This is a genomic window from Pseudaminobacter soli (ex Zhang et al. 2022) (assembly GCF_014595955.1).
Classification (GTDB): Bacteria; Pseudomonadota; Alphaproteobacteria; order Rhizobiales; family Rhizobiaceae; genus Kumtagia; species Kumtagia pseudosoli.
Window position 1 is genome coordinate 1 of record NZ_JABVCF010000005.1, and the last position, 26,588, is coordinate 26,588.

Sequence of the window (26,588 nt, forward strand, 5' to 3'; positions counted from 1 at the left end):
CTGCATCCCCCAAAAGCAGCCGCCGGCAAGCACTGCGCGTTCGTTGGCGATACTCATCCGTACCTCCTCAGTCTGGGTTGTCCGCCAATATATAGGGATTGCGAAACGGCTTCACTGGCCTTTCAGCCCTTCAGGAAGGCGACGAGGTCTTCGCGCGCCGAACGGAGCGCTGTTCGTGCAGCCACGCGGTCATTCGCCCTCGGGTTGCATCCGTCGGCAAGCCCTTTAGCGGGAGGAGACCGCCCCGTGGTGACGACCGCATCGTCGAATCCTTGGGCTAAGAGGAACTGACGCCCTTGTGGACCTATCCTTCTGGAGGTGAGGGTTGTTGCGCCCGCCGCAAGGTGGAGGGGAAGGCAGCTTTGCGCCCGAATTTCTGCCGTAGAGATCAGCTTCACCGCTTCCTGGAAGCAGACATCGCCGGGCGATCTCGCGAGCGGTCATAGTCGCGCCAGAAGCCAGCCTCCGCAGTCATCGGCGGACCGCTCGCTCCGACCCTTTAATCATAAGCCATGGCAATTCAGTTCCTCTCTGCTGGACCACGGAGTACCTCGATCACGCTTGCAAAGGTTGCCGTCCCGTATTCGGCCTCTATCGCCTGCTGCGCGGTTCTGTGCAGGAACTGGGGAACGGCAAGGCCAATGCCTGACAGCCGCCCACGGGCATCATCGGCTTGTTCTGTGTGGGCAGCGTGGCACCCACTCGGACTGGGCGACCCGTTACCGCCGAGTTTTGAACATACCTCACGATCAACGATCATGGAGGCACGCCGCCGCCGCTTGACAGCCCAGCGACGCGGCTTATCCTCTTCACTGAAGCCACGTCCTTGCGTTGATCTCTGGCTCCCGACGAGCCGCTTTTGATCGGCACCTTTGCCGAGTTCGCTCCTGAACCGAGTGGTTGCGTACCCCGAGGGAGGAGCCGATGGACAGACTAAAGTCTGTAGCGTGCGCACTCTCGCTTCCGCTAATCCATTTGCGGGATCCGCCTCTTGGACGCGCGTACATCCCTTTTTCCAACAGGCGAAGGCGTTTCGTAGCGCAGGCCACGTTCCCGCGCTTCTTCGAGGACGATACCAAGGACGCAGGCCCGCCGACGGCGCGGCCCGATGCGGCTAAGCATTCGTGAAGGCAGGGGTGTACCCGGCCTGAGCGAGGGATGCCGCGCAAGCGCATTGGAGAGCAGGATGACCGAGGCAGAGCTTTTCGCTGCCATCGATTGCCTCTATGCCGCGTCCCTGGAGTTGGAACGGTGGCCTGAAGCGCTCCATCATATCGCGCGAGCAGTCGGCGGGCTTGGGACGGTCATGGTCCCGCTGGCGGATGTTCGAACGATGGCCATTGGCGTTTCGCCCAACCTGCGGGAGGCTGCCGAGGAATACGAACGCGAATGGTGGCAACTCGATGCCGGGGCTGCCCGCATCGGGAGGCTCGGTCCGACGCGGGTCTGGACCGACGCCGATGTCTTTACGCCCGAGGAGATGGCTCGCGACCCCTTCTATCAGGAATTCCGTCGCCAACACCGGCTCGGCGGCTTCCTGGCCTGTGTGTTCGATCCCCACCCTGGTTGTCGCGTCGCGATCAGCGTGCAGGGTGATCACCGGAAAGGCACCTTCGAAGCCATTGAGATGGAGCGCTTTGCGCTCCTGGCGGGGCATGCCGAACGAGCGCTGGCGATCACCGCAAGGCTCGCCGAAGCGAAATTGATGAATACTGAGTTGACCTTGGGCATGGAGCGACTGGACTGCGGCGTGATCTTCCTCGACCAGCGGGGCGGATCCACCTTCGTCAACGAGGCGGCGCGGAGGCTTCTCGGGGATGGCATCACCATCCAGCGCGGCCGCCTCCTCGCCACCAGGGCCTCGGAGCAAGTCGCTCTTGATCGTCTAATCGCCGCCTGCCTGCTACCCGGAGTGGGCTCGCTGCCCGGTCCTGTGACCCTCTCCGGACAGCCTGGGCGCTCGGCCCTGTTCGTGCAAGGGGTCCCAGTGCGCTTGGGTGAGACCAATTGCCCGCAGGGCCTCACCGTCGGCTCGGGAGGGGCCATGCTGCTCCTGAACGAAGTCGGGGCGACCTCCGCCAAGAGTGTCCTGGATAGTCTGGTGCTACTGGGCCTCACGCAGGGCGAGGCGCGCCTGTCCGAACTCGTGGGCAGCGGCCTGCCCCCCAGGGATGCAGCCGAGCGCATCGGCATCACCGAAGGCAGTGCGCGCACCGTATTGAAGCGCGCCTTCTCCAAGCTCAACATTGCACGCCAGAGTGAGCTGTCGGTGCTGGTCACGAAGCTCCAGATGTTCGCACCTCCCCGAAACAGACCCTCCTCACCTGGGCCGCAATCCGGATGAGGAGCCCGCTGAGGGCGACAGACCGGCCCAGGCAATAGTTCGATCAAACCAGACCGGACAATATTTCCATTCTGTTCCCATTTGGGAAATGCCAGCGCCGGTCCCGCGCCGGATAATCAGCCGTAATACGCGAAATCTTGCGGGCATGGAGGCAAAGGCCGAAACACGAACTGGCACATTCCAGTCGATGCCGGCTTTAGGCCGAGCCGCGCGCACCTGCGTCGGGCACGTGCCCTGTTGCGAGCCCTGAAAAAAGAGGTCTGCCATGCACTGGTTTTCTGGCGCGATCATTGGGACGGCCGTCTTCCTCCCCGGTGGCGCTCTCGCTGCCGACCTGCAACCAATCGAAGGCGCAAGCATCGATCTGGGTAGGGTCTCGGGAACCGCGTACTACACAGTCGAGAGCGATGGCTACAGTCTGGTTGCCACTTTAGCCTCTGGTCCAGACGCGACCCCAGTCCGCTTGATGTCGACACTGCTCCCCGGCCAGCGGGTGATTCTTTCCGCCCCGCAAGTGGCAGGTGTCGAGGCCCTAACCTTTGAAATCACACGTATCGGTGATCGGATCGAGGTAACGGAGCCAAAGCGCTCGCCCCCCATGAATTGAGGTGATCGGATTCGAACAACGAACTTCGTGAGGTGATAGCAGGTGGCTCGCGGGACTAGCGCCGCGAGAAGCCACACGCCCCAGCCTAACAGGCCTGATGTTGCCGCAACGTCAGGAGTCTCGAACTCGCCGCTGCCCACTAATCAGGTGCGTACCTGTCGATCACGGTACCAAATGGACTCAACCGACATCTTCGGCAATGAGTCCTCGGTCAAAAAGACCTGTCTCCGAACGGAAAGAGGCTCGGGTGGCGTTTGAGGTTTTCAGGGATCGCCGCATCGCACCCCGCCCAGCCCTGGAGCATTGCCGTGACACTAGTGCGTCAGCTCTTCCGGCCAGAAGTCATCGAGTTCGAGCAGAACGGCCGGCAATGGGGCGAGGTCGTCCTGCTTCAACCGGTCTCGACCAGGATCATGGCGTGGTCGGCGGTGGCGCTCGTCGCACTCATCGTTGTGTTCCTCGCTCTTGCGCAGTACTCCCGCAAGGAGACCGTCAGCGGATATTTGACCCCGGCCACCGGCACCGTGCGGATCGTCGCGCCGCGGCAGGGCGCGGTCCGGGCTTGACGAGCAGGTTGAGTTCCAGGCGGAGCGAATCCGCCTCTCCGAAGCCATGGTCGCGCCCGTGGCCAAGCTCAGCGCCAAGGGCATCATGTCCGAACTCGAACTCAAGCGGCGGCAGGAGACGCTTGTGGAGCAGAGGCAGGGCCTGACCGCCCTCCGCCAGCAGATCGCCGCCCGCCAGGGCCAGCTTGCCGAGACGCGGTACTCCCTTGAGGAGGTCCCGGCCACCATCGCCGACAAGGTCCAACTCCTGCGCAACGAGTTCTCTGCTACGGAGCAGCACATTGCCGAGATCAACGGCCGCCGCGCCTACGTGATCCGTTCCCCGACGGCCGGCCGCGTCGCATCGCTTCACGCAACACCCGGCGAAACCGCGGACCCCCGCTTGCTGTTGCTCGCCATCATGCCGACGGATGCCCAGCTCCAGGCCGAGCTGTTCGTGCCGACCCGCGCGATCGGCTTCGTCCGTATCGGCCAGCCTGTCCGCCTCCTTTACGATGCGTTCCCCTACCAGAGCTTCGGGACGTACAGCGGGCACACCGTCCAGGTCTCGCGGACGATCCTGATCCCCTCCGATCTTGCCGTGCCGATCCCGCTAAAGGAATCCGTGTACCGGGTTACGGCGGCCCTCGATCGACCGGACATCGACGCCTATGGGCAAAAGGTGCCGCTCCAGCCCGGGATGCTACTCAAGGCAGACATCATCCTGGAGAAGCGCTCACTCATGAAGTGGCTGCTCGATCCGCTTCTCAGCGCACGCACATGAACCCGCTCCTCAACTTCACTGGCCGACGGCGCCTTCCGGTCATGATTCAGACGGAAGCCACGGAATGCGGCATCGCCTGCCTAGCTATGGTCGCGTCGTACCATGGCCACAGGATCGACCTGAACACGCTCCGCCGCCGCTTCCCTGTCTCGTTAAAGGGCGTGACCCTGCTCGGTCTCACTCAGATCGCCGCGCAGTTGCACCTCGCCTGTCGGTCGGTGCGCTTCGAACTCGGCCACCTGCCGCAACTTCGCCTGCCTGCGATCGCGCATTGGGACCTTGACCACTTCGTGGTGCTCAAGGCGGTCACGCAAAAGGGAATCGTGATCCACGATCCCGGCTCGGGCGAGAGGCGCTATTCCCTTGACGCGGCATCGAAGCACCTCACCGGCGTCGCCGTCGAGCTGTGGCCGACGGCAGCCTTCACGGCCAAGGACGAGCGGACGCGGCTGCCGCTCCGGACTTTTTGGGGGCACCTACGGGGTGCCCCTCATGCGTTGGTGCAGATCCTAGCACTGTCGTTCGTCCTTGAGCTCCTGGGCAATCACGGGCATCATTGACGGGGTGATGGCGGTCGCGACGCTGACGATGATCTTCGTCTACAGCAGGATGCTCGCGACCATCGTCCTGCTCGCGGTCGCTCTGTATGCGGCCGTGCGCCTCGCCCTGTTTTCGCTGCTATGGGAACGCACCGATGCGGCGATCCGGAGCAAGGCGCTGGAGAACTCGACCTTCATCGAGACAATCCGGGCGATCCAGACCCTGAAGCTGTTCAACCGGGAGGACGAGCGCGAGGGCCAGTGGCTCAACCGATACGCCGACCTGGTGAATGCCAACGTGCGACTTGGACGCGCTTGGGTGACGTTCAGGACCCTCAACGACATCATCTTCGGGCTCGAGAACATCATCGTCATCTATCTCGCAGCCGGCCTCGCGCTCGACAACGCCCTCACGGTTGGGATGATTTTCGCCTTCATGAGCTATAAGGGGCACTTCTCAGTCAAGGCGATAACGCTGGTCGAAAAGGCGCTCGAGTTCCGGATTCTCGGCCTGCACCTCGAGCGCCTCGCCGACATCGCGCTTGCCGCGCCTGAGCGCGGGCAGGACAGGCCTCTTGCCTACGCGCGTGCGATCGAGGGCCGCATTGAGTTGCGAAACGTGTGCTTCCGCTATGCCGACACCGAGCCGCTCATCCTGGAGAACGTCAACATAGCGGTCGAACCTGGCCAGTTCATTGCAATGATGGGGCCGTCGGGCGGCGGCAAGACGACCCTCGCCAAGATCATGCTCGGGCTGTTCGAGCCGACCAGCGGGGAGGTCCTGATCGACGGCATCCCCCTCCCGGTGATCGGGCCACGGGCATATCGCGAGCAGGTTGGCGCCGTGATGCAGGAGGATCAACTCCTGTCCGGCTCGGTCGCGGACAACCTCTGTTTCTTCGATCCGGAGTTCGACCGTGAGCGGATGATCGAATGCGCGAGGACCGCCCGCATCCACGAGGAGATCATGGCGATGCCGATGGCCTACAACACCCTCATCGGCGACATGGGAAGCTCGCTCTCCGGCGGCCAGAAGCAGCGTGTGCTGCTGGCCCGCGCCCTGTACAGGCGGCCAAGGATCCTACTCCTGGACGAGGGTACGGCCCACCTCGACATGGACAACGAGAGACACATCAACGAGAGCTTGAAAGGGCTCCGTATCACGAGGATCAGCGTGACCCATCGGCTGGAGACGATGGCGGGCATCGACGGGATCTTGCATGTCGGGCAGACCGTGAGCCTCCGCGGAACGCCGGGGGAGATCGCAGTGTCTGGCTCCGTCCGGCCCGAGTGGAGGACAGGCGAAGGATGCGGGCGGACGAATAACGGGTTCGGCGGCGGGGAACGGGAAGCTGTCCCCTTCACGCCGCCGCACTGACGGGTTCCCCTCCGGGACGCCTGCGTCTTCAGCAGTAAGACTGTGCAATGACGGACGCCTGCTTCTACAGTTCCGGCAAAAGAAGCTGCCGTTCTGCTTGCGGCCGAAAGCTTGCCAATCGGCAACGCGCCGCAGTCATGAGGCAAACTTTGCCTCAACTTGAAAGCAGGCAATGCGGCTCCGAGCTTGTCGGTCCCTGTCTGCGCCGATGCCGGCAGACAAAGTTCGCCGCTTGCGGGTCCTTCCGAATCGTGCTCTACGCCCGCTCACCACAGGGGTGCTCCGTATCGCCGGGGCTGAGAGCGCAGCGCGAAGCCGCGAAACCCTTAAGCTGATCTGGGTAATACCAGCGGAGCGAGGCGGATCATGTTTTCTGGCGCGCAAGTTTCCTTGTATCCGATGGCGGACGACTTTGTCCGCATCATCCTTGGCAGTCTGTCGGCTCTTGATCCTTACCGGGAACGCTTCCGCATCGAGACCGACGACATCTCGACACTGCTGGTTGGCCCGCCGGAAGAGCTCTTCCCGGCCATGCGCGATCTTCATGTCGCCGCCTCCCGCAACAGCGTCCACTGTGTGCTGCATGCCACCGTGTCTCGGGGCTGTCCCGGCGAGCCGGACGATCCGATCTGCACGCCGATCGGGAACCGCAGTACCGAGATGCCGCTTGGCCGACGGATCGATGGGGCCCTACGGGCGGCGACCGGCGCAACCCGGATCGGTCAGGACGTCGCAGCCCAGCTTTCGCTCTACCCGCTCGGCGCTGGCCACCACATGGACGAGATCTATGGCTGCATCGACTTCCTGAAGCGCTCGGGCGTCTTCGGCAAGTCGAAGAACTTCTGCACCACCCTGCGAGGAGATGCCGGGCCGGTCTTTGCCACCTTGAGCGAAGCCTTTTTGCGCTTCGGCTCACCTGAAGGCCATCTGGCGCTCGATCTCACCGTTTCGGCAAACAGCCCCACCGCTCGCTGATCCGCGCTGTCGTCGCGCGGAGTTTTCCATGCCGAAACAATCCTCGTTTTTTGCCAGGGTATGGCCAGCGGCGCTTGCCATTGGATTCCTGCTCGCTGCGTGGCAGCTCTATGTCGATCTGTCAGGCCTGAGTCCGACCCTGCTGCCTTCACCGGCGCGCATTGCACAACAGGCCTGGATTCACCGCCAAGCCTTGCTCGACAATTCCGTGCCGACCATACGCGCAACGCTCCTCGGCTTTTCCTGTTCGCTGACGGCCGCGTTCCTTCTGTCGATCGTCATGGATTTCTCGCGGCCGTTGCGGCGCGCCCTGTTTCCCGTGTTCATCATCAGCCAGACTCTGCCGCTGGTCGCGATCGCACCCCTGGTGGTGCTGTGGTTCGGCTTCGGCCTCATGCCCAAGATCATGCTGGTCGCGCTGGTCACCTTCTTCCCCATGCTGGTGGCTCTGGTTCAGGGCTATCAGGCAACGGAACAGGAGATCGCGTTGCTCCTGCATGCGATGGGGGCAAGCCGTTGGCGTGCCTTCCGGCTTGCACGGCTGCCGTCAGCGCTCCCCTTGTTCTTCGCGGGTTTGAGGATTTCCATTACCTATGCGGTGGTGGGTGCAATCTTCGCCGAATATTCCGGCGCAGCACGCGGCCTCGGCATCTATATCCTTAACGCCAAGAACAACTTCCGGCCAGATCTCGTGCTGGCCGCCGTCGCTGTCAGCGCAACGCTGACGCTGATCCTGTTTGGTATGACAGCGCTCATCCAGCGCTTGGCCATGCCCTGGATACGTTTCGAACAGGCGGCGGCGCGATGAGCCCGCCGCGCCTGCAACTCGAGGGCATCACCAAGGCTTTCGGCCAGACACAGGTGCTGGACGGCATCGACTTGCATGTGCGCGAGGGCGAGTTCGTCTCCATTCTCGGTCCCTCCGGCGCCGGCAAGTCGACGCTCTTCCAGCTCTTGATCGGCGGGATCCGGCCCGATCGCGGAACGATCCGCTTCGACGGCACGCCGCTTGCCGCAGGCGAAGGCCGCTTCGCCTTCATGCCGCAGCGCGACGCGCTGATGCCGTGGCGAAACATCCTGGACAATGCGACGCTCGGCCTCGAAGTGCAGGGCATGAGCCGCGCCAAGGCGCGCGGCAGGGTATTGCCATTGCTCGCCGATTTCGGGCTGCAGGGCTTCGAGAGGCACTATCCGGCACAACTTTCGGGCGGCATGCGGCAGCGCGCCGCCCTCCTGCGCACGGTGGTGCAGGATCGCGAGATGCTGCTTCTCGACGAGCCGTTCGGTGCGCTCGATGCGCTCACCCGCACCAGCATGCAGCGCTGGCTCGAAGCAATGTGGAAGCGCCATCGCTGGACCGCCTTGCTGATCACCCATGACGTGCGCGAGGCCGTGTACCTGTCGGACCGCATCTATGTCCTGTCAGCGCGGCCTGCGCAGGTGCTGCACGAAATCCGGGTACCGCTGCCGCGCCCCCGCGCCGCAGGCTTTCAGGAGGCCAGCGCTATCGAGGCGAACCTTCTGGACATGCTGTTCACAGGCCAGACTTTCGCAGGAGACAAACCATGATTCGGATCGATCGCCGTGGCGCGCTGCTGCTGGGCCTGGCCGCCGGCACTGCCTGGGCCACCAAGGCCAGCGCGCAGAAGCCATCGACCAAGGTCACGGTCGCGCTCGACTGGACGCCCAACACCAACCATATCGGCCTCTATGTCGCGCGCGACAAAGGCTTCTATGCCGAGGCAGGTCTCGACGTCGACATCCTTCCTTATGGCGACACCAGCGCCGGCACGCTGATCAGCAGTCGGGTCGCGGATTTCGGCATTGCCGGGGCACTCGGCTTCTTCACGCAAAAGGCGGCCGGGGCAGACCTCAAGGCGATCTACGCCGTCGTTCAGACCGAAACGGGCCGGCTCGTCTTCAATGCCGACCGCGACGACATAATGCGCCCCCGGGATCTGGACGGGCTGATCTATGGCGGCTTCGGCAGCGATTGGGAAAAGACGCTGATCAGCACGCTGATCCGCAATGACGGCGGGGAGGGAACGTTCGAGACCTTGACGCTCGGCACCTCCGCCTATGAGGCGCTCGCCAGCGGTGCCGTAGACTTCACGCTCGAAGTCTACACCTGGGAGGGCGTCAAGGCGGAACTGGAGAACAGGCCGCAGCGTGCCTTCCGCTACGCGGATCATGGCGTGCCGGACCAGCACACCACCTTCCTGGCGTCCAGCAAGGCCTATCTCGCCGCTCACCCGCAAACCGCGCGAGCCTTCGTGCAGGCGACGCGACGCGGCTATGCCTTTGCCGTCGAGAACCAGGACGAAGCCGCTCGCGTCCTGGTCGACGCCAACAAGGACATGCTCACCGATCCGGCGCTTATCCGCGCCTCGCTGAAGGCGCTGGTGGACGGAAACTATCTGGCGCGCAATGACGGCAACGTCGGGACCATCGATCCGGCCAAGGTCGAGGCCATCGGCGGCTTCCTGTTCTCAGCCGGGATTCTGCGCGACAGCGACGGCGCGCCGCTCGAGGCACGGCCGGATTTCACTAACTGGTTCTCCAACGAATTCCTTGGCGATGGCTGATCGGGCGGCCCCTTCTCGGATGCAGCTCAACGCGGTCATCTATGGGCTGGGCAGCCACGAGGCCGCCTGGCGCATGCCTGAAAGTGACCCGCATGCGCTAACCAAGCTGTCGTTCTGGACGGACCTGGCGACGCGGGCGGAGGAAGCCGGTTTCGATGCTCTGTTTCTGGGCGATGTGCTGGCTTTGCAAGGCGGTGCCGACAAGCACTTGTCGGACGCGCTGGATCCGATCGTGATCATGTCGGCCCTGGCATCGGTGACGTCACGGATCGGCCTGATCGCGACGGCCTCGACCACCTTCGATCATCCCTTCCACCTCGCGCGGCGCTTCGCCTCCCTTGATCATATCAGCGGCGGCCGGGCGGGATGGAATATCGTCACGTCCTCCAACCTCCTTGAAGCTCTGAACTTCGGCCTCGATTCGATGCCCGATCATGCTGAGCGCTATGCCCGCGCTGCCGATGTCGTGGATGCCGTGCTCGCGCTGTGGGACAGTTGGGATGCCGATGCGAAGATCGCAGACCAGAAGAGCGGCCAGTACCTCGACCCATCGAAGATCCGGCGTGTCGGTCACGCAGGACCTTACGTGCGCACGGCTGGCCCGCTCAATGTCCCGCGTCCACCGCGAGGGCGTCCGGTGCTGGCGCAGGCCGGCTCATCGGAAGCTGGCCGCGCCTTTGCGGCAGCCCGTGCGGACATCGTTTTCACCGTGCAGTCCAATCTGAGCGATGCCCGCGACTTCTACAACGACATCAAGGCACGCGCATCCCATGCGGGGCGCGATCCAGCCAGTATCCGCGTACTGCCGGGCATTGTACCCGTCGCGGCTGCGACACGGGCGGAGGCGGAAGCGCGTCTGGCGGAGCTCAACAGCTTTGCCGTGCTCGATCATCTGATCGCCAAAGGATCGGAATTCCTCAGCATCGACCTTGCACAGGTCGATCTGGATGCGCCACTGCCCGCTGGCATTAGGCATGACGCTGGCAATCAGGCGAGCCAGAGCCGCGTGGCAGTTCTGACCGCCATCGCCCAGCGCGAGGATCTAAGCGTACGCCAATTGCTAGCGCGACTTGCATGCGGGCGCGGACACCTGCTGGCTGTGGGCACTGGCGCCGACATCGCCAACCGCATCCAGGAATGGTTCGAAACAGGTGCGGCGGACGGCTTCAACGTGATGTTTCCGGTTCTGCCCGGCGATATGAAGCGCTTCATCGAACACGTGATGCCTGTATTGAAAATATAGGTCTGAAAGCAAACCGGGATCGGAGGGGCGCAGGCACCAGTGTGCACATCGTTTGGAATGCTGCGAGCAACAGGATGCCAAATACAGTTCCGGGCCGTGAGACTTTCGGGAACTTTGCGCCCGATGTCGGTCGTTGAGCCCGCATCTGCTGCCGCCTGAAAGCGGACGTCGCCGATCTTTGACTGCTCTTGCCTGTTTTCTGCTCTCGACACCGCAAAAACGGTCACATGACCAGTTGACTCGTCGCCGCATCGACCTGATCCTGCCACTTGTAGTAGCAGGCGTGACGCTACGGGGGGAAACATGTCGGAGGTCCGCAAGATAACGGCGGAGCGTGCCGCGCAGATCGAGGCTCTGCCGATCTGGAGCGGCCCGATCGAGATCAGCCCGCTGATGGGCGGCATCAGCAACGAAAGCTGGCTGGTCGTCGACGGCGCGGGAGGCCACGTCGTTCGCCTTGGCGAAGACTATCCATTCCATCACGTGCTGCGTGACCGTGAGCTGATGACGGCGCAGGCCGCTGAGAAGGCGTCGTTCGCGCCGGCGGTGGAGTATGCGGAACCCGGCGTCATGGTCTGTCGGTACCTGAATGCGCGGACCTATGCGGAAGCTGATGTGCGCGCCAACATCCAGCGGATTGCGGCGATCGTGCGCGCGTTCCACCACCAGATGCCGCATCATGTGTCCGGCCCCGGCTTCATGTTCTGGCCGTTCCACGTCGTCCGCGACTATGCCCGGACGTTGCGCCAGGGCGGAAGCCGGATGGTCGAGCATCTGCCTGCCTATCTCGAAATGGCAGACGAACTCGAGGCCGCGCAGACGCCGCTTCCCATCGTCTTCGGCCACAACGACCTGCTGCCAGCGAACTTCCTCGACGACGGCGAGCGTCTCTGGCTGATCGACTTCGAATATGCGGGCTTCTCGACCGCGATGTTCGATCTGGCCGGCCTTTCCTCCAACGCAGGCTTTTCGGCCGAAGAATCGGAGGCGCTGCTTGCCGCCTATTTCGGCCGCAGCCCGGACGAGGCGCTGCAGCGCTCGCTGGCCGCCATGCAATGCGCCTCGCTGCTGCGCGAGGCGATGTGGAGCATGGTGTCGGAACTCTACCTCGACGCGCCCGGCACCGATTACGTCGCCTACACGCACGAGAACCTGCGCCGGCTCGAAACGGCGCTCGATGCCTACCGCTCCCGATACGGAAACGCCCGCCGATGAGCCAGACCCTGCCTTCCCATGCCGAGATCGTCGTCATCGGCGGCGGCATCATCGGCTGCTCCACGGCCTACCACCTTGCGCGCGACCACAAGGCCGACGTCGTGCTGCTGGAGCAGGGTCAGATCACGTCGGGCTCGACATGGCACGCCGCCGGGCTGATCGGCCAGCTTCGTTCGTCGGCTTCGATCACGCGGGTGCTGAAATATTCGGTCGACCTCTACAAGCGGCTGCATGAGGAGACCGGCCTGGAAACCGGCTGGAAGATGACCGGCTGCCTGCGCCTCGCCACCACCGAGGATCGCTGGACCGAGTTCCGCCGGCTCGCTACCACCGCGCGCAGCTTCGGCATGGAGATGCATCTCGTCAGCCCCGACGAGGTGAAGCGCATGTGGCCGCTGATGGATACGTCGGATCTGGTCGGCGCCTCATGGCTGCCGACCGACGGGCAGGCGAGCCCTTCCGACATCACCCAGTCGCTCGCCAAGGGCGCCCGCATCCATGGGGCGCGCCTGTTCGAGAAGGTGCGCGTCACAGGCTTCGTCATGGACGGCAGCCGCATCACCGCGGTCGAGACAGACCAGGGGCGCATCGCCTGTGAGAAGGTGGTGAACTGCGGCGGCCAGTGGGCGCGCCAGATCGGCGCGAAGGCCGGCGTCTCGGTGCCGTTGCACCCCGTCAAGCACCAGTACATCGTCACCGAGACGATGAAAGGGCTTTCGTCCGATGCCCCGACCATCCGCGACCCCGACAGACGCACTTACTTCAAAGAGGAGGTCGGCGGGCTGGTCATGGGCGGCTACGAGCCGAACCCCCAGTCCTGGGCCACAGGGCTCGTGGGCGGCGACGTGCCGGACGAGTGGGAGTTCCAGCTCTTCGACGACGACTACGATCATTTCGAGCAGCATCTGACGCAGGCAATCGCCCGCGTGCCGGCACTCGCCGAGGTCGGCGTCAAGCAGATGATCAATGGGCCGGAGAGCTTCACCCCGGACGGCAATTTCATTCTGGGTCGCGCGCCCGAATGCCCCAACATGTTCGTCGGCGCCGGCTTCAACGCCTTCGGCATCGCTTCGGGCGGCGGGGCCGGCTGGGTGCTGGCCGAATGGGTGACGCGGGGCGAGGCGCCGCTCGACCTGTGGGTGGTCGATATCCGCCGCTTCTCCGGGCTGCACCGCGACCGCGCATGGGTGAAGGAGAGGACGCTCGAAGCCTATGGCAAGCACTACACCGTCGCCTTCCCGCATGAGGAATATGAGAGCGGGCGGCCGCGCATCGTCTCGCCGCTCTATGAGCGGCTGAAGAAACACCGCGCCGTGTTCGGCTCCAAGCTCGGTTGGGAGCGACCCAACTGGTTCGCGCCGCAGGGCATGGTGCCGAAGGACGCCTATTCCATGGGCCGGCAGAACTGGTTCGAGCCTGTGGGCGACGAGCATGCCGCCGTGCGCGAAAAGGTCGGCGTGTTCGACCAATCCTCCTTCGCGAAATACGAGCTTGCCGGGAGCGATGCCGCCGCCGCGCTGGAACTGATTTGCGCCAACCACGTCGCGAAGCCGGTCGGCAGGCTGACTTACACACAGATCCTCAACACGCGCGGCGGCATCGAATGCGACCTGACGGTCGCGCGCGTTGCCGAGGACCGCTTCTACATCGTCACCGGCACCGGCTCGCGCACCCACGACTTCGCCTGGATCGAGGAGCACCTGCCGGCCGGCGGCGACACGCGCCTTGTGGACGTGACTGAGGAGTTCGGCACGCTGTCGCTGATGGGGCCAAGATCGCGTGACGTGCTGACCGCTGTCACCAATGCCGATGTCGGCAATGAGGCGTTCCCCTTCGGCCATGTCCGCGAGATCGAGATCGCCGGGCACAAGGTGCGTGCGCTGCGCGTCACCTATGTCGGCGAACTCGGCTGGGAACTGCATGTCCCGATCGCCGGCACCGGGGATGTGTTCGATGCCCTGATGGAGGCGGGAAGGCCACACGGCATCCGGCCGACGGGCTATCGCGCGATCGAGTCGCTTCGGCTGGAAAAGGGCTACCGGGCTTGGGGCTCCGACATCACCCCGAATGACAATCCACTCGAGGCCGGGCTCGGCTGGGCGGTGAAGCTCGGGCGCGACACCGGCTTCATCGGCCGCGAGGCCTGCCTTGCCGCAGCGGGCAAGCCGCTCGCCAAACGGCTCGCCGGCTTCACGACCAGCAACCCGGATGTGGTGCTGCTCGGGCGCGAGACGATCCTGCGCAATGGCGAGCCAGTCGGATATCTCACCAGCGGCGGCTTCGGCTACACCGCCAGCAAGCCGATCGGCTTTGGCTATGTGCGCAATGCGGATGGCGTCGACGATGCCTTCCTTGCATCCGGACACTACGAACTGATCGTCGCCAACGATCCTGTGGCGGCGACGATCCACATGGAGCCGCTCTACGATCCGAAGGGAGATCGCGTCAAAGCCTGATCGGAGCGCGTATCGTGAAATGCCGTTAGCCGGCCAGGAGGAGGACCTGCCGGACGACAAAAGGGGAATGCCAGGCGCTGCTTGCGCGCAAGTGGGAGGGACAGGAAATGGCTTCTATCGGTACGTTTATCATCTACATCATCATGGCCTGCGCGGTCGCGGGGGCCATCGCCTCGATCCGGGATCCCGAAAAAGGGCTCGGCAAGGAATTCATCGAAGGGCTGCACGCCATCGGCCCGATCTTCATTCCGGTGGCCGGCATCATGGCCTCGATACCCTATCTTTCGGAGTTCATCCGCTTCGCCATCGGGCCGGTGTTTGCGATGGTGGGAGCCGATCCGTCGATAGCGGCAACGACGCTGATCGCCGGCGATATGGGCGGATATCAGTTGGCCGAGGCGCTTGCCGGCTCGCGCGACGCCTGGATGATCGCCGCCATCGTCAGCTTCATGTCCGGCGCCACCATAATCTTCTCGATCCCGGTCGGCCTGGCGATGCTCGACAAGTCGGACCACAAGTACATGGCGCTTGGCATCATGTCCGGCATACTGAGCATACCCATCGGTGTGTTCATCGCCGCTTCCCTGATTTCCCTAACCGGGCTGGAAGTGCGCGCCGAAGTGTCGACCACGGCCGAGGCCACCCATCAGGTGGCAATGGGTATCGGAGAGATCCTGCGCAACCTCTTCCCGCTGATCGTCTTCTGCGTGGCGATCGCGCTCGGTCTGCGCTTCGTGCCCGATGCGATGATCAAGGGTTTCCTGTGGTTCGGCCGCGTCATGTATGCTGGCATCACGCTGGTTCTGGTCACGTCGATCGTCGAGTACTTCACCGGCTTCTTCAGCACTGTGTTCGGCTCCTGGGGTTTCGATCCGATCATCGCCGACGCCGAGGACCAGTTCCGGGCGCTGGAGATCGCGGGCTACATCGGCATCATGCTGGCCGGCGCATTCCCTATGGTCTACCTGCTGACCAAATATCTTGCCGGGCCGATGCAGGCGCTGGGCTCGCGCATCGGCGTATCGCCAGAAGGCGCGGCGGGATTGCTGGCGGCGAGTGCCAACATCCTCGCAATGTACCGGCTGGTCGGCAGGATGCGGGCGAAGGACAAGGTGCTGGCAATTGCCTTTGCGGTTTGCGCTGCCTTCACCTTCGGCGACCATCTCGCCTTCACGGCCAATTTCCAGCCGACCGTCATCCTGCCACTGATGATCGGCAAACTCCTCGGCGGAGTTGCGGGCTTCATGCTGGCGCTGTGGCTGTCAGTGCCCAAGGCCCAGGAACTGGCGGTGGCAAAGACGAATGCTGCGGCGAACCCGATCCCGGCGGAATAGGGCACACCTGCTGTGCCCGATCTCGAGGCTGGACTGAAGAGCGAAGCGGCGGGCATGCTCCCGCCGCTTGGCCGTCTATCGGATCGGCCTATGCTCTCGGCTTCCGCTTAGCTGGGCTTCTTGGTCACAAGCGTCAGTGCGCCGTCTTGGCTCATACTGGCGGCAATGACATGTGCAGATGTGAGGCCCTTGGCTTCAAGCGCCGATTTGGCCTGCGGTGACGAGTCTACCGAACTGCGCAGATTCTGGAGCTCTGTCTCTCCGCCTTGCGCCACCACCTGGTCGACCTGCCTCTGTGTGCTTTCCGGCAGTTCCGTAACGTCGACAACCGTGACGCTCTGGATGCTAGGTGCGGCGGACGGCGCTTCCGGGGCGGCGGGGGTGCTTGCAGGGGGTTGGGTCGGCTGTTCCTGTGCGCTGGCTCCAGCGGCAAACATAAGGGCGGCGGCAGCTATCGGAATCGTTATCTTGCGCATTCCTGGTCCTTCCATGCCTTCAATAGTCATTCTGGATGACTTGGCTAAGTCATATGACCAATGAGCCGGAAGCCTGCCCCCGAGGGGGCTTTTTGGAGGTGAAATGATGGCCAAAGCTGGGCCCCGCCGTATGAACGGTCTTAGGTTTCATCTCAGCGGTGGTTCTGTCGTCCTGCCGCCGCAGCCATTCGGGACGCCTCACGGGGCGCAAGCCTTGGCGATCGATAGGCTGTTCTCGTAAAGTCGGTGCCGGGTGATCCGGCCGTTCTCGACGGCGAGGTGCAGCGCGAACGGCCCCTCGAAGGACTTCCCCGTCGCGCGTACGATCCCGGACAGGTGCAGGCGATGCAGAGCAGGACGTTGACGATCTCGCCCAGGTCGGTCTCACGCAGGCGGCCGATGTGGTTTGGTGCCGGCATCGTCGGCGCGACCCCCATTCCGCATCCCGCAGATCGCTTGCGTAGCGGCTGCACCGCTTCGTAATCGGCGGAGCGATTTCAGTTCAAGGCATCGTGTCCTCTGTCGGATCGTGAATACGATAGAATTACCCTCCCTGAAATCACTCACTTCCTTTGGAGCAGGCGCCGAAAAAGGAAGGTGGTCACACGAATAAGGGAGGAAACGATGAAAGTTCCGCTCTTTGCTGCTTTGGCCACAACCGCGATCTTGACGTGTCCGGCAGCGACATATGCACAGTCAGACAATCTGAAGACGCTGAAAGAATTTCACATAACCCCACCTGGAGAATGGCCGACAGTCCCCCAAACCGGACCGCAGGCCGACAAGGTCAGGCAAATCCTGAAGAAGATCAAGGTTCCGCAAGGATTTCACATTGAACTCTATGCGCTCGTGCCGGATGCGCGGCACATGGCTGTCGGGCCGCAGGGGGTTGTGACGATTGTCGGCACGCGAAAGTCGAAGGTTTATGCCGTCACGGACCGCACCCGCAGCGGCGTCGGCGACGAGGTGAAGGAATTCGCGCCGACATTGCCCAAACGGCTCCCGAACGGGCCCTGCTTCTCGAAGGACGGATTTCTCTACATTGTCGAGCAGAACCGTATTCTGAGTTATCCGGCAGCCGAGTTCTTCTATGAGAGCCCGGACGTCGCGGTGGGCGAGGTCGTGCCGGAGGGGCAACTGATCCCGAAGGAGGAAGAGAGCTTCAATCACACGGCCCGCCAGTGCCGCGTAGGGCCGGACAACAAGCTTTATGTCGAACTCGGCCAACCCTATAACGTGCCGCCCAAGGAGAAGTTGGCGCTCTATGAAAAGTTCGGGATGGGCGGCATCATCCGAATGAACCAGGACGGAAAGGAGCGCGAGGTCTATGCAATGGGCATGCGCAATCCCACCGGAATGGACTTCAATCCGAAGGACAATTCGCTTTGGTCGAATGACAATCAGGTCGACGGCATGGGCGAGGACATTCCTCCGGGCGAAATGAACCGCGTCGAGAAGAAGGGCGAGAATTTCGGCTTCCCGTGGTATGGCGGCGGCCATGTGCGGACGAATGAGTACAAGGACGAGGAACCGCCGGCGGACGTTGTTTTCCCCGAAGTCGAGCAGGTTGCGCATGCGGCCGACCTCGGATTGACGTTCTATACGGGCGACATGTTCCCGGCCGAATATAAGGGCGCGATCTTCTCCACCCAACACGGTTCCTGGAACCGCACCGTGCCGGTTGGCGCGCGTGTGATGGTGACGTTCCTCAAGGAAGACGGCCACGCGGCGGGACCCTCGAAGCCCTTCGCCGAGGGATGGAACGACAATGGCCACTATCTCGGGCGGCCGGTGGACGTCGAGCAATATTGGGACGGTTCCCTGCTTGTTTCGGACGATCTGGTTGGGGCCGTCTATCGGATCTGGTACGATGGCAAGTGATATCCGAGGCGTGATTTCGAGAAACGGTTCCGGCCTTGGCCGGAACCGTTTCTGTCAGCCCATCTGCGATCCGGGGAGATTTCAATGATTTCTCTACGGGCACGTCCAGCGATCCTTGTCGCGGCTCCCCTGGCGCTCCTCTTGGTATCGTCTGCTCCCGTCGGCGCGGCCGGCGGCGTGCTGGCGGGACGAAAGAAGGCGCAGCAGTGTGAAACTTGCCACGGGCTCGACGGGCTGGCGAAAATCGCGGAGGCTCCGAACATCGCCGGCCAGAACGAGCAATATTTGATCAAGCAGCTTCTGGCGTTCAAATCCGGCGCGCTCAAGAGCGAAATGATGTCGATCGTCGCGCAGGCACTGTCGGAGAGCGACATTGAGGATCTTGCCGCCTACTACGCCGCCATCGAGATCAAGGTCGGCAAGATCCCGGGCCAATAGGAATGACGGAGTTCGGCCGCTTGCGCGATGCAAGTTGGGGGCAAACGCGACATGCTTTAGACTTTCCGGAACATGCAGATGATCCGGCTTGAGGCACCGCTACTCACCGACCGGGCCAGGCTTTTTAACCGACTCGGAGAACCCGAAATTATGCAAAGCTTGTGGGTCGGGGCTCGTTAACGGCCATTCCAAGAATTCCGGCAGCCAATCTCGGCGAGCTTCTGCAATTCTCGGTCCCTTCTGTCATCACGGAGAATCCCAGAGTCCACAGGGCCTTGCCTGACTTCGATGTCCCCTTGACCTCAGATCAGGCGTCCGACTTTGAGGCCGTCGAGCACGGCTTCCTCGGCCGTGCGCGGGGTCAGCGCATCGCCGATGACGTGAACCTCGCCCGCAAATCCCTCCAGTTCCGCTTCGAGTTCGGCCACGCGGTCGTGTCCCTGGGAGACGACCAGCGTCTCGATTCCCTCGAAGATGATTGGCTCGCCCGAGGCGCAGTGCTCCATGTAGATGGTCGAGCCGTCAGCGCCGTAGAGGCGCGCATAGGCGACGACGTGGACGCCCAGGCGATGGAGGTTGGCCATCATCGTGTCGCGCACATAGCCGTGGATGGTCTCGCCGGCGAAGAGGCCTTCCACGCAGAGTGTGACGTTGCAGCCGTCGCGTGCCAGCTTCTCGGCGACGCCGAGGCCGATCCAGTCGGCCTTCCAGTCGGCGATCAGAACGTTCGCGCCGACATTCGCCTGCCCGGCCAGCACCTGCCACGCATCGACGACATGGGTGTCCTCGCCGCCCTCGATGAGCGGTCGGCGCGGCTTGCCGCCGGTGGCGATGACCACTGCCTCGGCGCCTTCGGCCTCCACCAGCGCGCGCGTCACCGGCGAATTGCGCTTCACGGTGACCCCGGCAAGCTCCATTTCGCGGGCAAGATTGGTGACGATGCCGCCGAACTCGGCCCGTCCTGGCAGCAGTTGCGCCAGCTTCGCCTGACCGCCGAGTTGGGCCGCAGCCTCATGCAGGACGACTTCATGGCCGCGCGCGGCCAATACCGCGGCAGCCTTCATGCCAGCCGGGCCTCCGCCGGCGACGATGATGCGCTTGCGCCGTGCCGCCGGCGTCTTGATGCCAAGCGTCAGCTCGCGGCCGGTCTCCGGATGCTGGATGCAAGAGATCGGATAGCCTTTGTGGAAGTGCCCGATGCATGCCTGGTTGCAGGCGATGCAGGCGCGGATGTCGTCGACCCGGCCCGCGGCCGCCTTGGCGGGCATCTCGGGATCGCAGATCATGGCGCGGGTCATGCCGCACATGTCCGCCTGTCCGGAGGCGAGCACCTGTTCGGCGGTCTGCGGCTGGTTGATGCGCCCGGCGACGAAGACCGGTTTGGTGACGATTTGCTTCAGCGCGGCGGAAAAGGGGGCCGAATAGCCGTTGGGAAAATACATCGGCGGCACGATGTGCACGGCGCCCTTCAGCGATGCCGAGGTGCCTGCAACCACGTTGAAGTAGTCGATGACGCCGTCCTGATCGAGCATCTGGCAGAAGGTCAGCGCCTCGCCGGTGTCGAGCGTCTGGCTGTCGTGCTCCTCGCCGGTGATCCTGAGGCCGACCACGAATTCCGGCGAGGTTTTGCTACGGATGTCGTCGGCGATCTCACGCAGGAAGCGCAGCCGGTTCTCGACGCTGCCGCCATACTCGTCGTCCCGGCGATTGACGTTGGGGTTGAGGAACTGGGCGGGCAGATAGCCGTGGCTGGCGACGATCTCGCAGCCGTCGAACCCGGCCTGCATCAGCCTTGCAGCCGCATCGCCATAGCCGGAGACGATCTCGCGGATCATCCTCAGCGACATCGGCACCGGCATCACATGGAAGCGCGAATTCGGCACGGCCGAGGGCGCATAGGCGACGGGCGCGGTCCCGTCCTGCGTCTCCATGATCTCGCGCCCCGGGTGGAACAACTGGCCGCAGATCTTTGCGCCGTGCCGGTGAACGGCGTCCGCCAGCGCCCGGTAGCCGGGGATCGCATCGTCCGACGTCGCCATCAACACATGCGAGGTGTAGCGCGCGGTCTCGTGCACGCCCGACACCTGGACGACGATCAGCCCCGCGCCGCCCTTGGCCCGCGCCTCCTGATAGGCGATCAGCCGCTCCGTCACATGCCCGTCATGGGCCATGACCGTGTCATGGCCGGTCGACAGGATGCGGTTCTTGACTTCCATGCCGCCGATCCGGAGCGGCGAGAAGAGATGCGGGAAGACGGTCACGGGGCCTCACAGCTGATGGCGGGATTTCCAGTCGACGGGGCTGAGCGCATAGAATACCTTCGCGCCGTCGCCCTCGTAGCGCAGCGGCGTGCCTTCGGGTAGCCAGATCACATCACCGGGGCCGGCCTCGATCGTCCTGTTCTCGCTGCCGCCGAGGCGCAGGCGGAAGGTCCCTTCCAGGACGACGATCAGTTCGTCGTAAAGCACCGTCCACTCAATCGAGCACTTGTCGAAGGTCGCCACCCCGCCACCCATGCTGGACGACAGTTCGGGTCCGACGAGCCGCGCGATCTTTGCCTCACCGGGAGGGCCGCCATAGGGCTCGAACTGCATCTCGCGGGACGGAAAGTGCTTTGCGCCTGACATGATGATGCTCCGATTTGGGTTCATGTTCTCGCCTCAAGGCCGTCCAGTACTCGATACCATTGGCTGAGCGTGAATACGGCTAGCTTGCGAAATGCATGAAGCGGAATGGGCTGCGGCGCCGTAACGGGGAAGGGGATCTCCTCCGGTTGCGCGCCAGACGCGAGCCGCGCCAGAAGCCTGCCAATCACAGTGCAGGCCGCAACGCCGCGGCCATTGCATCCGAGTGCAGCATAAAGATTCGGCGCGAGCACATGCATGTGCGGCATCGTATCCTTGGTGATGGCGACCTTTCCGCTCCACACGAATTCCAGGGGCATCCCTGCAGCCTGCGGGAAAATGCGCGCGATCGCGGCCTTCAGCGTGCGAGCATCCTCGAATCGTGGAGCGTCATCCACTGGAGAGCGCCCGCCCATCACCAGCCGACCTTCATGATCGAGCCGGAAATAAAGAAGAAGGCGCCTAGTGTCGGCGACGCCCTGTTCTCCGGGCAGGATCGTATCGCGGATGGATACGGGCAACGGCCTGGTCGCCGTCTGGAAACTGGCGACCGGGATCACCGTGCGTCGCAAACCGGGCCACAGCTTGTCCGTGTAGGCATTCGTCGCCAGGATGACGCGGGCTGCGCGAACGCGGCCGCCAGCAGCCTCGATTTCCCAAGAGTCGCCGCTACGTCGCAGCGCCTGGACGGGGGACCGGGAGACTATCTCCGCACCTTCCTGGATTGCGGCTTTCGCCAGCCCACGCGCATAGGAGAGCGGCTGGAGCACGCCGCCGCGCGGGTCGAACCAGCCGCCATAGTAGGCGTCGTTGCTCGATCCGATCAGAGCGGCCATTTCTGTTTGATCAAGAAGCCGGGCCCCTACGCCATGTGCCGCCCATTGACGGCAGCGGGGCATGACGATCTCCTCAAATACCTTCTTGCCGTGGGCGCCCTGGATCCAGCCGCCGCGTCGTGCGTGACAGTCGATGCCATATCGCTCAATCAGCGAGAACACGAGATCAGCGCTGCCGCCGAACTCGTCCGCCATCCGCGATCCGAGATCCTGACCCAAGGCCGCATTCAGCTTTTCCGGATCGTGCTTGAGACCCGCGATTATCTGTCCGCCGTTGCGGCCGGATGCGCCCCAGCCTGGTTCTGAGGCTTCAAGCACAACGACTTTTTGGCCCGCCTGGGCGAGATGCAGGGCCGCGCTCAGGCCGGTATACCCCGCGCCCACAACTGCGACATCAGCGGCGCGGTCGCCATTGAGAGAGGAATTGGAAGGTGAAGGAATCGCTGTGGCGGCCCACAGACTCGCCGGCAGGGGCTGAACCATCTTGTTCGCTTCTCAGCTTGTAATCTTCGCGAAAGCGGTCTCCCGCGTCGGAGTGCGCGGGAGACCGCTCAACGGTTTATTGCAGCATCAGCTGATTCCACTGCTCTTCGTATTCGAGCATATATTTGCGAGCGTCACTCTCGCTAATGATCAGCATTTCCTTCAGATTCTCCGGCGTCATGACCAGGATCTTCCTGGTTTCGGCATCGGCGTCCGAGGTGACCGAGCCGAGCACTGGCCCATAGGTCTTCAGATCGAGGAGCTTGGCCTGTTGCTCGGGTGCGAGGCTGAAATCGATCAGCTCATGTGCGAGTTCGGCATAGGGCGAGCCCTTCGGAATCACGAACCAGTTCGCCCAGGCGATGCCGTCCTTGAAGGTGTATCCGACCGGAGCGCCTTCCTGGCTCGCGGCAAGGACGCGACCGCTCCACGCCGACGAAAGGGCGAGCTCTCCTGAGGACAGGAGCTGGGGTGGCTGCGCTCCGCTTCCCCACCAGACCGTGACGCTGGATTTGATCTCCTTGATCTTGCCGAGCGCCATCTCTGCCTTCTCCGGGGTCAGCGGATAGATTTCCTCGCGCTTCACGCCGGCAGCGAGCAGGGCTGCTTCGTAGTTGTAATAGAAATACTTGTAGAGGCCGCGCGGTCCAGGGAAGCGCTTGACGTCCCAGAAATCGGCCCAGCTTTCCGGGCCGCCGTCAGGGAATGAGGACGTCGACCAGGCCATGACCGTGGCGCCGGTTGATGTGGCAATTCCGTAGGGTGCGACCCAGCCTTTCTCCAGATTGGCGGCATTCGGAATCTTCGAGAGATCGAGTTTCTCGAGAAAGCCTTCTTCATCGCCCTGCCGGACCGTACGGCCGCCGACGTCGACGAGATCCCATTCGACCGCACCAGCCTCGACCATGGCCTTGATCTTGGCCGTCTCGGTCGGGGAAGTGTTGACGATCTGAATGCCCTTCAGCTCCGCGAACGGGTCCGTGAAGGCGGATTTCTCCGCGTCGGAAAGAGCTCCGCCGAAAGATGTGAACGTGAAAGGACGGTTCTGCGCGCGCCCTAGGCGGGGAAACGCGCTCACGCCCGCGACCAGCGCTCCGGCCGCAACTGATAATAGAAATGTACGTCTGTGCATAGGTCTTCTTCCTCCTTCTTTAGTTTTCCGGAACCACACGGGCATGACCTGGATCCCAGGAAAGGGACACCTTCATTCCCGTTCGAAGCGAACGATCCGTTATCCGTCGCGCCGTAAGAACCTGGCCGCTTTCCAGCGCAAGGCCGTACTGGCTCAGTTCTCCGAGATAGACTGCCTCGATGATTTCGGCCGGAACGCCGTCATCGGTTTCGTTGAGAAGCAAATGTTCGGGGCGCAGCAGCAACCGGGCAGTTTGGCCAGCTTCCACCCCGGGTGCGGCGGGAGCCACAATCGTTCGTCGGAAGGCTTCGACCTCAGTCGTCGCCTTGCCTTCTGCCACGGCGTTTACTTTGACCGGGAGTAGGTTCGATTCTCCGATGAAGCCGGCAACAAACGCATTCGCCGGCCTGTCATAGATATCGTCGACGGTCCCGAGCTGCTGTATGCGGCCCTGGTCCATCACAGCGATCCGGTCGGAGAGGACGAGCGCTTCCTCCTGATCGTGCGTGACATAAATCGTCGTGCGGCCGTGCTCCTGATGCAGTCGGCGCAATTCAAGTTGGACGGTACGGCGCAACTGCTTGTCCAGAGCACTGAGTGGCTCGTCCATAAGCAGAACGTCGGGCTCTATGACCAAGGCCCTGGCGAGCGCAACCCGCTGCTGCTGGCCGCCGGACATCTTTTGGATCGGCCGATCTGCGTATCCTTCGAGCCGCATGAGCGAGAGAACCTCCGACACGCGGCGCGTGCTTTCTGCCTTTGAGACACCTCGCACGGCAAGGCCATATCCGATGTTCTGGCCAACCGTCATGTGAGGAAACAAGGCGTAGCTCTGGAAGACCATGCCGATGTTTCGCTGCCGCGCGGGAAGACGTGTCACGTCGCGCGAGCCGATCTCGATCGTGCCCGACATCGGTTCGAGATAACCGGCGATCAAGTTCAGCAGGGTCGTCTTGCCGGAGCCCGAGGGACCGAGCAGCGTCAGGAATTCCCCGGCGGCGACGGTGAGATCCGTCGGCGTCAGCGCGGTATATTTTCCATAGCGCTTTGAAACGCCCTCTAGCCGAAGGGGCAGTCCTGTATTCTTCATTTTGTCGGGGTCTCCCTCCCGCTGCTGACAAGTTGGGCCACTGCAAACAGGACGATTGCCAGAACAATCATCATCGTTGCTGCCACGGCGATCACAGGAGTGAACTCTAGCCGGATCGACTCCCAGATCTTCACGGGCAGGGTTTTGTTTGAGTAGCCGGCGAGAAAGACGGCCACGACCACCTCGTCGAAGGAGGTGATGAAAGAGAAAACGGCACCGCCGACAATGCCGGGCGTGATATTCGGCAAGGTGATGGTGCGGAACACCGTCCATGGGCCACCGCCCAGGCCCGACGCGGCTTTCAGCCAGTTTTCGTCGACGCCCCGAAGCGCAATGCCGACATTGATGACGACGAAGGGCAGGGCCAGGATCATGTGCCCCAGACTCATGCCGAGGATAGAGCCGCTTAGTCCGACGTCGAGCGCGCTGCGATAGAGGGCGACCGCAGTCACCACGACAGGCACGATCATCGGTGCAAGGAATAGGGCAGTGATGCCCGCCCGCCAGCGACCTTCGAGTCGGCGTAGGCCGATGGCGGCGAGCGTCCCGAGGACGACCGCAATGGCCGTTGCGAGGACTGCCACCTGCAGACTGTTGAGCAGAGAGGTCCGCCACTCCGCATCCTCCAGGAAGCGTTCGTACCACACTCCCGAATAGGCGCGTGGCGGCAGGTAGATGAAACTCGCCTTGTTGAACGATGCCGGCACGACCGCGAGAATCGGCAGGACGAGGAAGCCGAGGACGAGGCTGGCGGCCGAGTTGCCGCCAATGCGCAGCCACAGGGGCAATTTGCTCATTTCGCAAACATCCCCTTCTCAAGCGGTAACATCTTCGCCGTCAGACCCATGATCAGCAGGACGATCAGCAGCAGGGCCAGCGAACCGGCCGCGGCGAGCGACCACGCGAGCCGATCATTGACGAAACTCGCGATGAGCATCGAAAGAGTGATCGCATTGGCTCCCCCCAGCAGGGCGGGAGTGATGAAGAAGCCGAGCGAAAGCAGGAACACGAATGTCGCCCCGCCAGCCAGCCCAGGCAGGCAAAGCGGCAGATAAATGCGCCGGAACGTATCCAGCAATCCAGCCCCGAGCCCGTCGCTGGCCAGCAAGAGGCGACGGTCTATGCGAGTCATTGCGCTGTAGAGCGGGAGGATCATGTAAGGCAGCAGCACGTGGACCATGCCGATCATGACGCCGGTGTTGTTGAACAGCAGCGCGATCGGCCCGTCTGTCATGCCGGACCCGGCCAGCATCCTGTTGAGCGGACCGTTCCTCTCGAGAAGCAGCATCCACGAAAAGGTGCGGACGAGCACGGAAATCCAGAACGGAAACAAGACACCATAAAGGGCGATGACAAACCACACGCCCTTGAGCCGGCTGAGGACGTAGGCCACCGGCCAGGCCAGGACGGCGCAGATCGCGGTGACGGCGAGCGCCACCACGAGGGTATTGGCGACGACCTGGCGGTAGACCGGGCTCGTCAGGAGTGTCTGGAAGGGCACCCAAGTGCCCGCGGGATCCGTGAATGCAAGGGAGAAGAGGCGGCCGAGCGGGATCACGAAAACGGCCGCCAGCACCAGCAATGCCGGCGCTAGCAGAAGAACCGTTTGCATATTGTAGCGTG

Annotated in this window: 23 protein-coding genes and 1 riboswitch; of the genes, 15 read left to right on the forward strand and 8 right to left on the reverse strand. The window is 63.2% G+C overall.

Features of this window, described 5'->3' with window-relative positions:
* The first annotated feature begins 1,186 nt into the window (after positions 1–1,186).
* The 13 genes from HUI96_RS10525 (at position 1,187) to eutH (ending at position 16,005) form a co-directional block, all read left to right on the forward strand.
* Positions 1,187–2,344 (forward strand): helix-turn-helix transcriptional regulator, encoded by a 1,158-nt coding sequence (locus HUI96_RS10525; protein WP_188254614.1) that lies wholly within the window; start codon positions 1,187–1,189, stop codon positions 2,342–2,344.
* Between the two features lie 915 nt (positions 2,345–3,259).
* Complete coding sequence (locus tag HUI96_RS10530; protein ID WP_188254615.1) at positions 3,260–3,517, forward strand: hypothetical protein; 258 nt, start codon at positions 3,260–3,262, stop codon at positions 3,515–3,517.
* Positions 3,518–3,575: 58 nt separating this feature from the next.
* Positions 3,576–4,280 carry an HlyD family efflux transporter periplasmic adaptor subunit gene (locus tag HUI96_RS10535; RefSeq protein ID WP_188254616.1) on the forward strand — a complete coding sequence of 235 codons (705 nt, stop codon included), beginning with the start codon at positions 3,576–3,578 and terminating at the stop codon, positions 4,278–4,280.
* Positions 4,281–4,321: 41 nt separating this feature from the next.
* Positions 4,322–4,840 (forward strand): cysteine peptidase family C39 domain-containing protein, encoded by a 519-nt coding sequence (locus tag HUI96_RS29345; RefSeq protein WP_237684069.1) that lies wholly within the window; start codon positions 4,322–4,324, stop codon positions 4,838–4,840.
* Positions 4,809–6,197, forward strand: coding sequence for a peptidase domain-containing ABC transporter (locus HUI96_RS10540; protein ID WP_237684070.1), 1,389 nt, complete (start codon positions 4,809–4,811; stop codon positions 6,195–6,197). The genes HUI96_RS29345 and HUI96_RS10540 overlap by 32 nt, the downstream gene beginning before the upstream one ends.
* A gap of 263 nt (positions 6,198–6,460) precedes the next feature.
* Positions 6,461–6,573: riboswitch (TPP riboswitch) on the forward strand.
* Positions 6,564–7,172, forward strand: coding sequence for a YkoF family thiamine/hydroxymethylpyrimidine-binding protein (locus HUI96_RS10545; RefSeq protein ID WP_188254617.1), 609 nt, complete (start codon positions 6,564–6,566; stop codon positions 7,170–7,172). (Overlaps the previous riboswitch by 10 nt.)
* A gap of 28 nt (positions 7,173–7,200) precedes the next feature.
* Complete coding sequence (locus HUI96_RS10550; RefSeq protein ID WP_188254618.1) at positions 7,201–7,980, forward strand: ABC transporter permease; 780 nt, start codon at positions 7,201–7,203, stop codon at positions 7,978–7,980.
* A complete protein-coding gene (locus tag HUI96_RS10555) occupies positions 7,977–8,741 on the forward strand; it encodes an ABC transporter ATP-binding protein (RefSeq protein WP_188254619.1) in 765 nt (254 codons plus the stop codon). The genes HUI96_RS10550 and HUI96_RS10555 overlap by 4 nt, the downstream gene beginning before the upstream one ends.
* Positions 8,738–9,757 carry an ABC transporter substrate-binding protein gene (locus HUI96_RS10560; RefSeq protein WP_188254620.1) on the forward strand — a complete coding sequence of 340 codons (1,020 nt, stop codon included), beginning with the start codon at positions 8,738–8,740 and terminating at the stop codon, positions 9,755–9,757. Before HUI96_RS10555 ends, HUI96_RS10560 begins: the two co-directional genes overlap by 4 nt.
* A 19-nt stretch (positions 9,758–9,776) precedes the next feature.
* Positions 9,777–11,000, forward strand: coding sequence for an NtaA/DmoA family FMN-dependent monooxygenase (locus tag HUI96_RS10565; protein WP_188254621.1), 1,224 nt, complete (start codon positions 9,777–9,779; stop codon positions 10,998–11,000).
* 303 nt (positions 11,001–11,303) lie between these two features.
* Positions 11,304–12,215: a phosphotransferase family protein gene (locus HUI96_RS29350; RefSeq protein WP_237684071.1), complete on the forward strand. Its 912-nt coding sequence runs from the start codon at positions 11,304–11,306 to the stop codon at positions 12,213–12,215.
* Positions 12,212–14,671, forward strand: coding sequence for a GcvT family protein (locus HUI96_RS10570; RefSeq protein ID WP_237684072.1), 2,460 nt, complete (start codon positions 12,212–12,214; stop codon positions 14,669–14,671). Before HUI96_RS29350 ends, HUI96_RS10570 begins: the two co-directional genes overlap by 4 nt.
* A gap of 107 nt (positions 14,672–14,778) precedes the next feature.
* Positions 14,779–16,005 (forward strand): ethanolamine utilization protein EutH, encoded by a 1,227-nt coding sequence (eutH, locus tag HUI96_RS10575; protein ID WP_188254623.1) that lies wholly within the window; start codon positions 14,779–14,781, stop codon positions 16,003–16,005.
* 107 nt (positions 16,006–16,112) lie between these two features.
* On the opposite strand, the gene HUI96_RS10580 is transcribed toward eutH, so the two are convergent.
* Positions 16,113–16,481: a hypothetical protein gene (locus HUI96_RS10580; protein ID WP_188254624.1), complete on the reverse strand. Its 369-nt coding sequence runs from the start codon at positions 16,479–16,481 to the stop codon at positions 16,113–16,115.
* Positions 16,482–17,105: 624 nt separating this feature from the next.
* Between HUI96_RS10580 and HUI96_RS10585 the strand changes: the two genes are divergently transcribed.
* Together HUI96_RS10585 and HUI96_RS10590 are read left to right on the forward strand one after the other, a co-directional pair.
* A complete protein-coding gene (locus tag HUI96_RS10585; protein ID WP_188254625.1) occupies positions 17,106–18,362 on the forward strand; it encodes a PQQ-dependent sugar dehydrogenase in 1,257 nt (418 codons plus the stop codon).
* Between the two features lie 84 nt (positions 18,363–18,446).
* Complete coding sequence (locus HUI96_RS10590; RefSeq protein WP_188254626.1) at positions 18,447–18,800, forward strand: c-type cytochrome; 354 nt, start codon at positions 18,447–18,449, stop codon at positions 18,798–18,800.
* Between the two features lie 302 nt (positions 18,801–19,102).
* Here HUI96_RS10590 and HUI96_RS30045 read toward each other — a convergent pair whose 3' ends face one another.
* The 7 genes from HUI96_RS30045 to HUI96_RS10625 form a co-directional block, all read right to left on the reverse strand.
* Positions 19,103–21,061 (reverse strand): FAD-dependent oxidoreductase, encoded by a 1,959-nt coding sequence (locus HUI96_RS30045; RefSeq protein ID WP_188254627.1) that lies wholly within the window; start codon positions 21,059–21,061, stop codon positions 19,103–19,105.
* A gap of 6 nt (positions 21,062–21,067) precedes the next feature.
* A complete protein-coding gene (locus tag HUI96_RS10600; RefSeq protein ID WP_188254628.1) occupies positions 21,068–21,427 on the reverse strand; it encodes a cupin domain-containing protein in 360 nt (119 codons plus the stop codon).
* A gap of 20 nt (positions 21,428–21,447) precedes the next feature.
* Positions 21,448–22,743, reverse strand: coding sequence for an NAD(P)/FAD-dependent oxidoreductase (locus HUI96_RS10605; RefSeq protein WP_188254629.1), 1,296 nt, complete (start codon positions 22,741–22,743; stop codon positions 21,448–21,450).
* A gap of 76 nt (positions 22,744–22,819) precedes the next feature.
* Complete coding sequence (locus tag HUI96_RS10610) at positions 22,820–23,875, reverse strand: ABC transporter substrate-binding protein (protein WP_188254630.1); 1,056 nt, start codon at positions 23,873–23,875, stop codon at positions 22,820–22,822.
* Positions 23,876–23,894: 19 nt separating this feature from the next.
* The gene (locus tag HUI96_RS10615; protein WP_188254631.1) at positions 23,895–24,965 is read right to left on the reverse strand and encodes an ABC transporter ATP-binding protein; all 1,071 of its coding nucleotides are present in this window, start codon (positions 24,963–24,965) and stop codon (positions 23,895–23,897) included.
* Entirely contained in the window at positions 24,962–25,762 is an 801-nt protein-coding gene (locus HUI96_RS10620) for an ABC transporter permease (protein WP_188254632.1), read from the reverse strand. The genes HUI96_RS10615 and HUI96_RS10620 overlap by 4 nt, the downstream gene beginning before the upstream one ends.
* On the reverse strand, positions 25,759–26,541 hold the full coding sequence (locus HUI96_RS10625; protein WP_337918267.1) for an ABC transporter permease: 783 nt from the start codon (positions 26,539–26,541) through the stop codon (positions 25,759–25,761). Before HUI96_RS10625 ends, HUI96_RS10620 begins: the two co-directional genes overlap by 4 nt.
* Positions 26,542–26,588: the final 47 nt, after the last annotated feature.

Coding starts and splice junctions, on each gene's coding strand:
- HUI96_RS29350 (WP_237684071.1), top strand. CDS start 11,304: ATGTCGGAGGTCCGCAAGATAACGGCGGAGCGTGCCGCGCAGATCGAG.
- HUI96_RS10580 (WP_188254624.1), bottom strand. CDS start 16,481: ATGCGCAAGATAACGATTCCGATAGCTGCCGCCGCCCTTATGTTTGCC.
- HUI96_RS10560 (WP_188254620.1), top strand. CDS start 8,738: ATGATTCGGATCGATCGCCGTGGCGCGCTGCTGCTGGGCCTGGCCGCC.
- HUI96_RS10545 (WP_188254617.1), top strand. CDS start 6,564: ATGTTTTCTGGCGCGCAAGTTTCCTTGTATCCGATGGCGGACGACTTT.
- HUI96_RS10565 (WP_188254621.1), top strand. CDS start 9,777: ATGCAGCTCAACGCGGTCATCTATGGGCTGGGCAGCCACGAGGCCGCC.
- HUI96_RS10555 (WP_188254619.1), top strand. CDS start 7,977: ATGAGCCCGCCGCGCCTGCAACTCGAGGGCATCACCAAGGCTTTCGGC.
- HUI96_RS10590 (WP_188254626.1), top strand. CDS start 18,447: ATGATTTCTCTACGGGCACGTCCAGCGATCCTTGTCGCGGCTCCCCTG.
- HUI96_RS10550 (WP_188254618.1), top strand. CDS start 7,201: ATGCCGAAACAATCCTCGTTTTTTGCCAGGGTATGGCCAGCGGCGCTT.
- HUI96_RS10570 (WP_237684072.1), top strand. CDS start 12,212: ATGAGCCAGACCCTGCCTTCCCATGCCGAGATCGTCGTCATCGGCGGC.
- HUI96_RS10525 (WP_188254614.1), top strand. CDS start 1,187: ATGACCGAGGCAGAGCTTTTCGCTGCCATCGATTGCCTCTATGCCGCG.
- HUI96_RS10605 (WP_188254629.1), bottom strand. CDS start 22,743: ATGGTTCAGCCCCTGCCGGCGAGTCTGTGGGCCGCCACAGCGATTCCT.
- HUI96_RS10600 (WP_188254628.1), bottom strand. CDS start 21,427: ATGTCAGGCGCAAAGCACTTTCCGTCCCGCGAGATGCAGTTCGAGCCC.
- eutH (WP_188254623.1), top strand. CDS start 14,779: ATGGCTTCTATCGGTACGTTTATCATCTACATCATCATGGCCTGCGCG.
- HUI96_RS29345 (WP_237684069.1), top strand. CDS start 4,322: ATGATTCAGACGGAAGCCACGGAATGCGGCATCGCCTGCCTAGCTATG.
- HUI96_RS10615 (WP_188254631.1), bottom strand. CDS start 24,965: ATGAAGAATACAGGACTGCCCCTTCGGCTAGAGGGCGTTTCAAAGCGC.
- HUI96_RS10620 (WP_188254632.1), bottom strand. CDS start 25,762: ATGAGCAAATTGCCCCTGTGGCTGCGCATTGGCGGCAACTCGGCCGCC.
- HUI96_RS10610 (WP_188254630.1), bottom strand. CDS start 23,875: ATGCACAGACGTACATTTCTATTATCAGTTGCGGCCGGAGCGCTGGTC.
- HUI96_RS10585 (WP_188254625.1), top strand. CDS start 17,106: ATGAAAGTTCCGCTCTTTGCTGCTTTGGCCACAACCGCGATCTTGACG.